The 245-nt window shown below is 37.6% G+C and carries 1 protein-coding gene; it reads right to left on the reverse strand.

Going from position 1 to position 245, the window contains the following annotated elements; all coding sequences use genetic code 11:
- Positions 1-245, reverse strand: a 245-nt coding sequence (locus AAEY83_RS17735) for a DUF885 family protein (protein WP_351061307.1), incomplete at both ends; no start/stop codon positions are given.

Below are 245 nucleotides of genomic sequence, written 5' to 3' on the forward strand. Positions count from 1 at the left end.
GTCTTGGCTAATCTCAAGCGCTGTTACTTTACGTTTAAAGTCAGCAAGCAATGTAGAATCATCGCCTTTTTCAAACGGTGCACCGTGAATAATGTTTTTGCTTGAATCAATAACATGTGGGAACACAAATTTAGGGGCAATGATGCCTTTTTCTGCACGTACAGTTAAATCAATAATAAGCTGATCAATAACACCAGTTACACCCTTTAGGCGTGAAATGTAGTCTTTAGCTTCTTTTACATTAC

It is taken from the genome of Psychrobacter sp. TB20-MNA-CIBAN-0197 (genome assembly GCF_040309765.1).
Lineage (GTDB): Bacteria > Pseudomonadota > Gammaproteobacteria > Pseudomonadales > Moraxellaceae > Psychrobacter > Psychrobacter submarinus.